The organism is Streptomyces sp. NPDC048644 (genome assembly GCF_043199105.1).
Classification (GTDB): domain Bacteria; phylum Actinomycetota; class Actinomycetes; order Streptomycetales; family Streptomycetaceae; genus Streptomyces.
In genome coordinates, this window is record NZ_JBICVO010000003.1 from 1 (window position 1) to 12,669 (window position 12,669).

Annotated in this window: 9 protein-coding genes and 1 pseudogene; 8 read left to right on the forward strand and 2 right to left on the reverse strand. The window is 72.9% G+C overall.

Annotated features, from left to right (window positions below; translation table 11 throughout):
• Positions 1-457, reverse strand: a pseudogene (locus ACGFNI_RS07360) (IS982 family transposase); the annotation flags it as partial.
• A 76-nt stretch (positions 458-533) separates the two neighbouring features.
• On the opposite strand from ACGFNI_RS07360, the gene ACGFNI_RS07365 reads away from it, so the two are divergent.
• The 8 genes from ACGFNI_RS07365 to ACGFNI_RS07400 all read left to right on the forward strand — a co-directional run bounded on the left by ACGFNI_RS07365 (position 534) and on the right by ACGFNI_RS07400 (position 12,080).
• Positions 534-1,481 (forward strand): aminoglycoside phosphotransferase family protein, encoded by a 948-nt coding sequence (locus ACGFNI_RS07365; protein ID WP_393681495.1) that lies wholly within the window; start codon positions 534-536, stop codon positions 1,479-1,481.
• A 292-nt stretch (positions 1,482-1,773) separates the two neighbouring features.
• The gene (locus ACGFNI_RS07370) at positions 1,774-4,173 is read left to right on the forward strand and encodes a glycoside hydrolase family 95-like protein (protein ID WP_393681497.1); all 2,400 of its coding nucleotides are present in this window, start codon (positions 1,774-1,776) and stop codon (positions 4,171-4,173) included.
• Between the two features lie 138 nt (positions 4,174-4,311).
• A complete protein-coding gene (locus ACGFNI_RS07375; RefSeq protein ID WP_393681499.1) occupies positions 4,312-5,085 on the forward strand; it encodes a triose-phosphate isomerase family protein in 774 nt (257 codons plus the stop codon).
• A gap of 67 nt (positions 5,086-5,152) precedes the next feature.
• Positions 5,153-5,614, forward strand: coding sequence for a ribose 5-phosphate isomerase B (gene rpiB / locus ACGFNI_RS07380; RefSeq protein ID WP_393681500.1), 462 nt, complete (start codon positions 5,153-5,155; stop codon positions 5,612-5,614).
• A 39-nt stretch (positions 5,615-5,653) separates the two neighbouring features.
• The gene (gene tkt, locus ACGFNI_RS07385) at positions 5,654-7,948 is read left to right on the forward strand and encodes a transketolase (protein WP_393681502.1); all 2,295 of its coding nucleotides are present in this window, start codon (positions 5,654-5,656) and stop codon (positions 7,946-7,948) included.
• Positions 7,872-8,885, forward strand: coding sequence for a zinc-dependent alcohol dehydrogenase family protein (locus ACGFNI_RS07390; protein WP_393681504.1), 1,014 nt, complete (start codon positions 7,872-7,874; stop codon positions 8,883-8,885). The genes tkt and ACGFNI_RS07390 overlap by 77 nt, the downstream gene beginning before the upstream one ends.
• Entirely contained in the window at positions 8,882-9,952 is a 1,071-nt protein-coding gene (locus ACGFNI_RS07395; protein WP_393681506.1) for an NAD(P)-dependent alcohol dehydrogenase, read from the forward strand. Before ACGFNI_RS07390 ends, ACGFNI_RS07395 begins: the two co-directional genes overlap by 4 nt.
• Positions 9,953-10,250: 298 nt before the next feature.
• Positions 10,251-12,080: an alpha-L-fucosidase gene (locus tag ACGFNI_RS07400; protein ID WP_393681507.1), complete on the forward strand. Its 1,830-nt coding sequence runs from the start codon at positions 10,251-10,253 to the stop codon at positions 12,078-12,080.
• Positions 12,081-12,167: 87 nt separating this feature from the next.
• On the opposite strand, the gene ACGFNI_RS07405 is transcribed toward ACGFNI_RS07400, so the two are convergent.
• Complete coding sequence (locus ACGFNI_RS07405; protein ID WP_393681509.1) at positions 12,168-12,338, reverse strand: hypothetical protein; 171 nt, start codon at positions 12,336-12,338, stop codon at positions 12,168-12,170.
• Positions 12,339-12,669 lie beyond the last annotated feature (331 nt).

Sequence of the window (12,669 nt, forward strand, 5' to 3'; positions counted from 1 at the left end):
TGGTGACCAGGTAGAGCCGCAGTCCCCAGAAAAAGCGGGAGTGGCTGCGGCAGAAGCCGTACCCGGCATACCCGGCCAGCTGGGAGCGTTTGACGGTCTCCCGCGATGCGGCGCAGGGCAGCGGGGTGGAGTCGATCAGCCGCAGGTCGTCGTGCCAGGTGGGCACCTGGCGGGCCAGTGCTTCGATCACCTGGGAGATCAGCGGTCCGGCGGCGTTGAGGCGCTTGTTGTAGGCGGATTGCTGGGGCAGGTAGCGGAAGAGGTGTCCCAGTCGGGCGTGGGCGAAGCGGATCCAGTGCCGGGCGGAGGGGAAACCGAGCAGGACCTGGGCGACGGCCAGGCACAGCAGTTCGGCGTCCGTCAGTTTCGGGGGTCGCCCGATCCGGCGACAAGGGGCCACGTGGTCGTCGATGAACACGTACAGTGCCGCCAGAAGGGCGTCCAGGCTGGTAGTCACACACGAGCCAACGGGCGCCCTTCGCCATGGTCGCGGCCAGCACAAACATCGGACTCATTCATCTAGGGTGTGCCCGATGGAGCGCACCCGGCACGACGACGATCGTTTTCCCGCCCGGCTTTCCGTGGTCCGGCACATGGGCCGCACCGCCGCCGGGCGGGCCTGGCTTGACCGGCTGCCCGGCCTGGTCCGTGAGGTCGAGGAGCGCTGGGATGTGCGTCTCGGCGCCCCCTACGACGGCGGGACCTGCGCCTGGGTGGCGCCCGCCGAACTCCCGGACGGCGCCCCGGCCGTGCTCAAGGTCGGCTGGCCGCACCGCGAGGCCGAAGGCGAGGCTCCTGCGCTGCGCATCTGGGACGGCAACGGCGCGGTGCGGCTGCTGCGCCACGACCGGAGCCGCGGGGCGCTGCTCATCGAGCGCTGCACGCCGGGCACCTCGCTCGCCGCGGCGGCCCTGCCGCCCGAAGAGCGGCTCGCTCTCGCCGCCGGTGTGCTGCGCGCACTGTGGTCGGCGCCCACGCCGCCCGACGGCACCCTGGAGAGGGTGGAGCAGGTCTGCGCCGAGTGGGCCGATCTGGTGCAGGAACGGATGCTGCGGCTGCGGCCCGGCTACGACGCGGGCCTGGTGGAGCTGGGCGCGCGGCTGCTGCGCACGCTGCCGTCCGGCGCCCGCCGCGAGGTCGTGGTGCACGGCGACGCCAACCCCGGCAACATGCTCGCCGCGCGTCGCAGGCCCTGGCTGGCGATCGATCCCAAGCCGATGACCGGCGACCCCGCCTACGACCCGTGGCCGCTGCTGACCCAGATCGACGACCCGTTCACCCGCGACGACCCACGGCCGGTACTGCGCGAGCGCTGCGCCCTGCTGGCCGACGCGCTGGGCGATGACCCGGCGCGGCTGGCCGCCTGGGCGGTGGCACGGAGCGTGGAGAGCGCGCTGCACAGCGCCGATCACGACGATGTCGCGGGCGGGGCCGAGGAGTTGGCGCAGGCCAGGACGCTGGCGGAGCTGGCCGGCTGCTGAGCGCCCCTGGCCGGCGGCCGGGCCATACATCCGAGGAATCGCCCTACCAGGGCCCGCTCGGCACCGCGCTCACCGGCCTCTCCTTCGGGCCGATTCGGCGCCGACGTCCCAAGATCCCGAGATCTTCCCACGGTCATCGGATGTCTCTCCGTCGAAAGACTTCCGCTTCCCCCTCGTCCGCTGCACCATGCGAGAGGGGTCGGGCGCGAGCGGTCCGGTACGAGGAGCACCGCGACGGATGCGCGCGGCGCCGTCCCCATCTCCCTGTCCACCGCACCGACTTGGAGACCCGATGGCCGCCGATCCTGCCATGCCGCCCGACGGACCCGGCGTCGCACCGGGCGCCGCACCGCCCGGCACCCGCGCGACGCCACCCCGGCGCAGCGTGCTCGGGGCGGCGCTGGCCGTCGGCGTGGCGGGCGCCGCCGGTCCGGCCGGTGCGGAGGCCGCCGCGTCGCCCGCGGGCGGGACACCACCGGCCGCGCCGCAGCCCGCGGCCGATCCCTGGCGACGGATCCTCGCCGACGCGGATCCGGTCTGGCGGCGGATGCCGACGGCCTGGCACGAGGGCCCGTTCCTCGGCAATGCGCTGCTCGGCTCGCTCGTGTACGCCGAACCCGGCGCGAGAGCCGTACGGTTCACCGTCCAGCACAGCGAAGTGCAGGACCACCGGCCGGAGTTCGGGGCGCTCTTCGGTCTCGCGCGGCTGCCGGTCGGCCACTTCACGCTGGAGCCGGTCGGCACCGTCACCGGCGTCGACTGGCGGCTGAGCCTGCACGACGCCGAGCTGACCGGCACCCTGACCACCGACCGCGGCACGCTCGCCGTCCGCGCGCTGGTGCACAACTCCCGTTCGGTGCTGGCCGTCGAGGTCCGGCCGAGCGCGGGCGAGCGGGGGTTCGGCTGGACGTTCCACCCGGCCGACGCGATCAGCCCGCGGGCCGCCTTCAAGCCGGCGCCCGACGGGTACACCGGCAATCCGCCGGCCCGCACCGAGGAGCACGGCGGGGTGCGGGCGGCCGTGCAGCCGCTGCTGGCGGGCGGGATGCATGTGACGGCCTGGCGCGAGCGGGCCCGGCCGGACGGGGCGCGCACGCTGTACGCGGCGGTCGCCCCGCACCGTCGCGCCGGTGACGCACGCGGGCGCGCCCTGCGCGCGGTGCGCGGCGCCGCCGCCCATTCGTACGGGGCGCTGGCCGCCGCCGGTCACCGCCCCTGGTGGCACGCCTACTACCGGCACGGCTTCCTGTCCGTGCCGGACGCCAGGCTCCAGCGCTTCTACTGGATCCAGCTCTACAAGGTGGCCGCCGCTGCCCGCGCCGAGGCGCCGGTGATGGCCACCAGCGGACCCTGGCTGGAGCCGACGCCGTGGCCCGCCACGTGGTGGAACCTCAACGTCCAGCTGGAGTACTGGCTGATCCACGGCTCGAACCACCTCGAACTCGACGCGGTGACACGGGCGTTGAGCGCGTACCGGGACCGCCTGTCGGACCAGCTCGACGCCGCGTACCGCACGGACTCGGCGGGCATCCCGCGCACCACCGACATGTTCCTGCGCAACGGCGCGGACGCGGCGAACGGCGGCTACGCGGTCGGCATACCGGGCCAGGACCCGCCGACACCCGAGGTCGGCAACCTGACCTGGGCGCTGCACAACGTCTGGCTGACCTACCGGCACACCATGGACGAGCGGGTGCTGCGCGAGGTCCTGTATCCCCTGCTGCGCCGGGCCGTCGCCTACTACCTGCACTTCCTGGAGCCCGGCGGGGACGGGAAGCTGCATCTGCCGGCGACCTTCTCGCCCGAGTACGGCGTCAACGCGCGGGACTGCAACTACGACCTGATGCTGCTGCGCTGGGGCTGCGCCACGCTGCTGGAGGCGGTGGAGATCCTCGGTGTGTCCGACCCCGCGGCCGACCGCTGGCGTGCGGTGTCGGCCAGGCTGGCGCCGTATCCGGTGGACGAGAACGGCTTCATGATCGGCGCCGGCGTCCCGTTCGCCAAGTCCCACCGGCACTACTCCCACCTCCTCGCCGTCTATCCGCTGTACGAGGTGACCTGGGAGCAGCCGGAGCGGCGGGCCCTGATCGAGACGTCGCTGCGCCACTGGGTGGGCTTCGAAGGCGCCCTGCAGGGCTACACGTTCACGGGCGCCGCGTCCCTGTCCGCCCAAATGGGCCGCGGCGCGCAGGCGTTGGGCTACCTCGACGAGCTGATGGACCGCTTCATCCGGCCGAACACCATGTACCAGGAGTCGGGTCCTGTCATCGAGACGCCGCTGTCGGCGGCGCAGTCGCTGCACGACATGGTGTGCCAGAGCTGGGGCGGGGTGATCCGGGTCTTCCCCGCGCTGCCGGACGCCTGGCGTGCGGTGTGCCTGCACGATTTCCGCACCCAGGGCGCCTTCCTGCTGAGCGCCGCCCGTGAGGACGGCCGTACGCGCTGGGTCCGGCTGCGCAGCGAGGCGGGCGCCCCGTGCGTGGTGCGGCACTCGCTGCCGGACGGACCGGTGGAGGTACGCGACGCGCAGGGGCGGCCGGTGCACCACGACGACCTCGGCGGCGGCACGCTCCGCCTCTCCCTGCCGAAGGGCGGCACGGCGCTGATCACGGCGCGCGGCGACCGCCCCGAGCCGTACGTCGCACCCGTCGCGGCGAACGCCCCGGCGCCTCGCTGGGGCCTGCCGGACTGAGGGAACGCGGGTCGGCGCAGGCTTCGACGGCACATCGGGCGCCCGTCGCACCACCCCCGAAAATCACAGACACATGTGAAGTTCACGTCTTGATTTGAGAACTTCACATGTGATTGTGTTTGAAGCACCATGAACGACGTGATCCCTGAGAACTCGACGTCCACCGAGGCCACCCGCCCGGTGGTCGGCATCTCGCTGAAGCTGTACTTCGGCCTGGCGCAGACCCGGGCCTGGCTCGCGGACGTGGCCGCGCTGAACGGCACCCTGGCCACGCTCCCCCGCCCCGTCGACCTCTTCGTGCTGCCCGCCTTCCCCGCGCTGGCGGACGCCCGCGAGCTGCTGTCCGGCACCGGTGTCGGCTACGGCGCGCAGGACGTGCACTGGGCCGAGACCGGCGCATGGACCGGCGAGGTCTCCGCCGGAATGCTCACCGAGACCGGCGCCAGGTACGTCGAGGTCGGCCACGCCGAGCGCCGCCGGCACTTCGGCGAGACCGACGAGACGGTCGCCGCCAAGACCCGGGCGGCCACCCACGCCGGGCTGATCCCCGTCATCTGCGCGGGCGAGCGCCGCGCCGACACACTCGCCGGGGCCATCGAGGAGACCCTGACCCAGGTGCGGGCCGCGCTCGGCGGCGCGGCGCCCGGCAGCGAGGTCGTCATCGCGTACGAGCCGGTCTGGGCGATCGGCGCCCGCGAGGCGGCGCCCGCCGACCACGTCCGCGCGGTCGCCGCCGCCATCCGCGGCGCGCTGCGCGACCACGACGTGCGCGGCCGGCTGATCTACGGCGGCACCGCTGGCCCCGGCACGTACACCGAGCTGGCCGGCGCCGTCGACGGCCTGTTCCTCGGTCGGCTCGCCCACGACACCGAGGGCCTGCGCAAGGTCATCGAAGAGATCGCGGGCAGCTGACACCGGCCGTCCGCCGCACCGCCCCCAGCCCCCCGGCCGCACGGCCCAGGACCCCGAGGAGACCACCGTGCAGGACACCTACCGCATCGCGATCGGCGCCGACGACGCAGGCATCGCCATGAAGGACGCCATAGCCGCCTACCTCACCGACCGCGGCTTCCCGGTCACGGACATGAGCGCCGCCCCGTCCGAGGACTACCCGGACGTCGCCGAACGCGTCGCGCAGAGCGTGGCGCGCGGCGAGCACGAGCGGGCCGTGCTGATCTGCGGCACCGGCATCGGCATGGCCATCGCCGCGAACAAGGTCGCCGGTATCCGCGCCGCGCAGATCCCCGACAGCTACAGCGCCGAGCGCGCCCGCAAGTCCAACGACGCGCAGGTCGCCTGCTTCGGCAGCCGCACGATGGGCGTCGAGGCCGCGCTGGTGTGCCTGGAGCACTGGCTGGTATCCGAGTTCGCCGGTGGCGGCTCGGCACCCAAGGTCGAGAAGATCAAGCAGGTCGAGTCCCGCAACCTGCGCGCCGCCTGACAGTCCGCCCGCCACCGCCCGGAAGGAAGCCGACCCACGGTGAGCTGCACGACTCCCCCGCCACCCGCGGAGCAGGGCGCCACGGCCCCCGCAGGCGGCTTCGTCTGGAGCGCCGCCGACCGCCGCGCGGTCGACACCGCCCGGGTGCTGGCGATGGACGCCGTCCAGCGTGCCGGGCACGGCCACCCCGGCACCGCGATGAGCCTGGCGCCGGTCGCGTACCTGCTGCACCAGCACCTGATGCGGCACGACCCCGCCGACCCGCACTGGGCGGGCCGCGACCGCTTCGTGCTGTCCGCAGGCCACGCCTCGCTGACCCTCTACACCCAGCTGTTCCTCTCCGGCTACGGGCTGACCCTGGACGACCTCAAGGCATTCCGCCGTAAGGGCAGCGCGACCCCGGGGCACCCCGAGTACGGGCACACGGCCGGTGTGGAGACCAGCACCGGGCCACTGGGGCAGGGCGTCGCCAACGCGGTCGGCATGGCGATGGCGGCCCGCTACGAACGCGGCCTGTACGACCCGGACGCCCCGGCCGGCGCCTCCCCGTTCGACCACACCGTCTGGGCCCTGGCCGGCGACGGCTGCCTGGCCGAGGGCGTCACCGCCGAGGCGAGCGCGCTGGCCGGACACCAGCGGCTCGGCAATCTCGTCCTGATCTGGGACGACAACCGCATCACCATCGAGGGCGACACCCGGGCCGCGAGCAGCGAGGACGTGCTCGCCCGTTACGCGGCCCACGGCTGGCACGTCCAGCAGGTCGCCACCCGCCCGGACGGCGACGTCGACGAAAGCGCCCTGCACGCCGCCCTGTCGGCCGCGCGGGCCGAGACCGGGCGGCCCTCGCTCGTCGCCGTCCGCACCGTCATCGCCTGGCCCGCACCGCACGCCCGCGGCACCGCCGCCGCGCACGGTGCGGCCCTGGGCCCCGCCGAGGTCGCGGCCACCAAGGAGCTGCTCGGCTTCGACCCGGAGCAGGACTTCACGGTCGAGCCCGCCGTCCTCGCGCACACCCGCGCGGCCGGTGACCGCGGCCGGGCGGCGCACGACCGGTGGCAGGCGGAGTTCACCGCCTGGCAGGCCCGCCGCCCCGAACGCGCCGCCGCGTACGCCCGGATCCTCGCGGGGGCGCTGCCCGACGGCTGGCAGGGCGCGCTGCCCGCCTTCCCCGCGGACGGCCGGGTGGCGACCCGCCGGGCCTCCGGAACGGTGCTCAAGGCGCTGGGCTCCGTACTCCCCGAACTGTGGGGCGGCTCGGCCGACCTGGCAGGTTCGAACCACACCACCATCGACCCCGGCTCGTCGTTCCTGCCCGCGGACAGTCCGCTGCCCGCCGCCGACCCGTACGGGCGCACCGTCCACTACGGCATCCGCGAGCACGCCATGGGCGCCGTGATGAACGGCATCGTGCTGCATGGCAACACCCGTATCTACGGCGGGACGTTCCTGGTCTTCGCCGACTACATGCGCCCGGCCGTGCGGATGGCCGCGCTGATGCGGCTGCCGGTGACGTATGTATGGACGCATGACTCCATCGGCGTCGGCGAGGACGGCCCCACCCACCAGCCCGTCGAACACCTCGCCTCGCTGCGCGCGATCCCGGGCCTCAACGTCGTGCGCCCGGCCGACGCGACGGAGACCACCACGGTCTGGGCGGAGATCCTGCTGCGCCACCGTGACCGGCCCGCGCCGCACGGCCTGGCGCTGTCCCGGCAGGACCTGCCGGTGCTCTCCGGCACCGACGGCGCCGCCCGCGGCGGGTACATACTCGCCGAGGCCGACGGGGTGCGCGAAGGCGGGCTGCCGCAGGTGATCCTCATCGGCACCGGATCCGAAGTGCAGCTCGCGCTGGCGGCCCGCGAGCGGCTGCAGGCCGACGGTGTGCCCACCCGCGTGGTGTCGATGCCCTGCGTCGAGTGGTTCCGTGAGCAGCACGCCGGATACCGGGACCACGTGCTGCCGGCCGCCGTCACCGCCCGGGTGTCCGTCGAGGCGGGCATCGCCCAGGGCTGGCGGGAGATCGTCGGCGACCGCGGGCGCTGCGTGTCACTTGAGGACTTCGGTGCCTGCGCGTCAGGGCCCGAACTGTTCGACGCCTGCGGCATCACCGCCGAAGCGGTCGTCGAAGCGGCACGCGATGCCGTCCGCACCCGTCCCGGCTTCCCGCCGGGCGTACCCGTCCCGGCTTCCCGCCGGGCGTACCCGTCCCGCACCCCGCTCACTCCCTCGACCCCTCCCCCGAAAGGCGGTAACGACCATGCGCGCAGTTGTCATCGAGGAACCGAACAAGCTGTCCGTCACCACCGTCGCCGACCCCACACCAGGCCCCGATGACGTCGTCGTCAAGGTCACGGCCTCCGGCCTGTGCGGCACCGATGTGCACATGCTCGCGGGCGAGTTCGGGCCGACCCGCTACCCCGTGATCCCCGGCCACGAGTTCTCCGGCGAGATCGTCGCCGTGGGCACCGCGGTGACCGGCTTCGCCGAGGGCGACCTGGTCGCCGCCGACCCGGCGATCTACTGCGGCTCGTGTCACTTCTGTTCCATAGGGCACGGCAACCTCTGTGAGCAGTGGGGCACCATCGGCATCACCATCGACGGCGCCTGCGCCGAGTACGTCAAGGTGCCGGTCCGCAACCTCTACCGGCTGCCGGCGACCGTGCGGCCCGAGCACGCCCCGCTCATCGAGCCGCTGTCGACCATCGTGCGCGGCTTCGACATCGTCGACCCGAAGCTGGGCGACAACTTCCTGATCTACGGCGCGGGCACGATGGGCCTGCTCTACCTCCAGGTCGCCCAACGGGCCGGTGCCGCCTCGGTTTCGGTCGTCGACATCAACGAGGACCGGCTGGCGGTGGCCCGCAAGCTCGGCGCCGACGCCGTCGCCACCACCGCGGACGCGCTGACCGACGACCACCCGCGCGGCTGGCAGGTCGTCACCGACTGCACCGGCAACATCCGCGCCATCGAGGACGGGCTGACCCGGCCGATCCGCGGCGGCACCTTCCAGCAGTTCGGCTGCGCCCCCGACCAGGAGATGGCGCGGTTCTCGCCGTTCCGCATCTACAACGACGAGATCCGGATCGTCGGCAGCATGGCGATCCTGCACAGCTACGGCCGGGCCGTCGAGCTGCTGGGCAAGGGCGTCATCGACTCCGAGACGATGATCACGCACCGGTTCGGTCTCGACCAGTACGCCGAGGCGCTCGACACCTTCAAGCAGGGCACAGGCCGCAAGCTCCAGATCGTCCCGAACGGCCCGGTGGCATGACAGCGGCCCTTCCGGGCGACGCGGCGGACGGCGGCCCGCTCCCGCGCACCATGCGGGCGGCCGTCCAGCGCGGTCCTCGGCAGCTCGCCGTCGAGGAGGTGCCGGTCCCGGTGCCGGGGCCGCTGCAGGTCCTGGTGCGGGTGCTCGCCGTCGGCACCTGCGGCTCCGACGTGCACTTCTACGAAGAGGGCGAGCTGGGCGGCTGGCGCGTGGACGGGCCGCTGATCCTGGGGCACGAGCCGAGCGGGGTGATCGTCGCTGTGGGTTCCGACGTCACCCGCCGGGTGCCGGGCGAGCGGGTGTCGATCGAGCCGGGCACTCCGTGCGGCGGCTGCGAGCAGTGCCGGCAGGGGCGTTACAACCTGTGCCGTGCGATGCACTTCTTCGCGATCCCGGGCCAGGCGGACGGCGCGTTCGCCGAATTCGCCCTGGCGCACGAGGACTTCGTCCATCCGGTGCCCGACGGGGTATCCGACGAGGCGGCTGCGCTGCTCGAACCGCTGTCGGTGGGGGTCTGGGCCTGCCGCAAGGCGCGGGTGGCACCGGGCGACCGGGTGCTGATCACCGGCGCCGGGCCGATCGGCCTGGTCGCCCTCCAGAGCGCACGGGCCTTCGGCGCCGCCGAGGTCGTCGTGAGCGACGTCAATCCGCACCGGCTCGCGCTGGCGGCCGAGCTGGGCGCTTCCGCGGCGTTGAACGTCGCCGAACAGCCCCTGAACGAGAGCGGGTTCGAGCCGCACGTCCTTCTGGAGTGCTCCGGCTTCGGCCCTGCCATCGCCGAGGCGGTGTGCCAGGTGGGCCGGGCGGGACGGGTGGTGCTGGTCGGCATGGGCGGCGACGAGGTCAGCCTGCCGCTGTCCCGCCTCCAGCAGTACGAACTGGAGGTCACCGGCACCTTCAGGTACGCCCACACCTGGCCCACCGCGCTCGGCCTGGTCGCGTCGGGCGAGGTCGATCTGGACCGCCTGGTGACCCATCGGTACGGGCTCGCCGACACGGAACGGGCGCTGACGTCCGGCGCGCGGGACGCGACCTCCGTCAAGGCGGTGGTCCTGCCGCAGCAGTGACCACGCAGGTCCCGCCTCAGCGGTGACCGCGCGCGAAAGGCCCCGGGGTGGTGCGGCTCCCCGGGGCCTTTCGCATGCCGTCATGAGATCCGAGGTCTGTGGCCATCGACACCCCCGAAGTCGGTAACTCACCCTCGACCACCGGGAGATGATCCGATGTTTCTCGCGTCCGAGGGCTTCCCGTCCGGCCCGGACGCCTGCACCATGCGGGGTGGCGCCGGAGGCACGGAAACGCCCCGGGGCCAACGGAACGACCGTCCCACCGACCGACTCACCGAACCGACCGGAGGAGCCTGTGATGGAACGCCGTACCGGACCGTTCCGGCTGCTGGGAGCGCTGGGGCTGCTGGGTTCGCTGCTGCTGTCCTTCGGCGGCCCGGCCGCCGCGGCACCGCCCGTGCCCCGCCCCGCCGGCGGTCCCGGCACCAACCACGCGACCGACGACCCGTTCACCGCCGACCGCACTTCCTGGTGGCGCCAGGACCGCTTCGGCATGTTCATCCACTTCGGCGCCTACTCGAACCTGGAGGGCGAGTACACCAGGCCCGACGGAACGGTGTGCAGCGACGCCGAGTGGATCAAGCGCCAGTGCAAGATCCCCGACGCGGCGTACGAGAAGCAGGCGGCGACCTTCAACCCGGCGGACTTCGACGCCGAGGCGATCGTGCGCGCCGCCAAGGCCGCAGGCCAGCGCTACATCGTCATCACCTCCAAGCACCACGACGGCTATGCGATGTGGCCGACGAAGCAGAACCGCTGGAACCTGCGCGACCACTCCGCGTTCGACCCGCACCGCGACATCCTCGCCGAACTGAAGAAGGCCACCGACGCGGCCGGCATCAAGCTCGGCTTCTACTACTCGATCTGGGACTGGCACGACCCCGACTTCGCCGACCCCGCGACCTTCCCGCGGTACAAGAAGCGGATGTACGGCCAGCTCAAGGAGCTGGTGGAGCGGTATGACCCGGCGCTGCTCTGGTTCGACGGCGAATGGGACGCGGACGACCCCACCAACCGCTGGTCCCGCCGGGACGGCGCCGATCTCCAGACGTATCTGCACCGGCTGAACCCCGACCTGATCGTCAACAACCGGGTCGGCAAGCGTGGGGTGGCCGACGGCGACTTCGGCACACCGGAGCAGGAGATCCCCGACCGGCCGGTGGACGGGCAGCTCTGGGAGAGCTGCATGACGCTGAACGACCACTGGGGATTCGCGAAGTACGACACCCACTGGAAGTCGCCCGCCACCGTCGTCCGCAATCTCCTGGACGTCGCGAGCCGCGGCGGCAACTACCTGCTGAATGTCGGCCCTGACAGGCACGGCCGGATCCCGCAGCCGTCCGTCGACCGGCTGCGCGCGACGGGACAGTGGCTGCGCGCGCACGGGCAGGGCGACGCGGTGTACGGCGCCGGGTACACAGGTCTGGTCGCCGAACCGTCCTGGGGCGCGGTCTCCCGGCGCGGCGACACCCTCTACGCGTCCGTCACCTCCTGGCCGGCGTCCGGCGCGCCGCTGCACCTGACGGCCGAGGCGCCGTTCACGATCACCGGCGCCGAGGTGTTGGGCAGCGGCCGGCCCGTCGAGGTCACGCCGTCGGGCGACGGCTTCGACCTCACGCCGTCCGGCCCGGCTCCGGATCCCCTCGCGAGCGTCATCCGGCTCCGCATCACGCCGCCTAAGGCGGCACCGGCCGGCACCGGGACCGGGCTGACGGCGCAGAGCTGGGCGAACGACTCCTTCACCGGCCCGCCCGCGGTGACCACCGTCGACCCGACGGTCAACAAGTCCTACCGTTTCGACGGATCACCCGACCCCAGGATCCCCGCCGACCACTTCAGCACCCGCTGGACCGGCAACATCCAGCCGCGCTACGCCGAGACGTACACGCTGACCACGGTCTCCGACGACACCGTGCGGGTCTGGATCGACGGCAAGCCGGTGATCGACCACGCGACGCCGCACGAAGCCGCGGTCGACAAGGGCACGGTGACCCTGAAGGCGGGCCACCGGCACCGCATCCGGATCGACTACACGGAACGCGGCGGCGAGGCCCACATGAAGCTGCTGTGGTCGAGCCCGAGCCAGTCGCAGCAGGTCGTGCCGCAGCGCCAGCTGTACGCGGACTGACCTGCGGCGGGACGGCGCCCACCGGGCTCCGGAACCCGGCACACGGGCGGATTTTTGAGCCCCGGTGGGCGCTGCGCCGCCGACAGGTCAGTCGATGCCGCGGAAGATGTGCGGCTCGGCCGGGTCCTCGTCGCAGCCGGCGAGGCGCACCGGGGCGCCGCGGCCCCAGACCTCGAGGTTGCGGACTTCCTTGATCCGTCCGGGGCGGTCGCCCTGCTTCTCGCGGGGCTGCTTGTACTGCGTCTTGTCGAATGCCACCACGCACTCCTTCATTGAAGTATTGGTCCGACGCGGTGGCGCCTCGTTCACAAACCGGGAGGTCAGCCAAGGGTTTGTGGCGTTCCCGCGACGGGCCGATGGTGTTGGCGTCTCCCCGAAAGGTCTTCCGTCGTCCCCCACCCTAACGACGCCGGGGCACCCGCGCTCGACTTTTTCCGGCTATCGCCGCAAGCCACTGGAAGGCGGAAATACCGCCCTTAGAAACCGCCAGACCTGGTCAAACACGGACAGCGGACCGGCTGTAGGGCCCGCCGGCACCTGACCCGCCATTCGAATGACGGCTCGTCCGCAGCGCCCCTCCCGCCGGGTC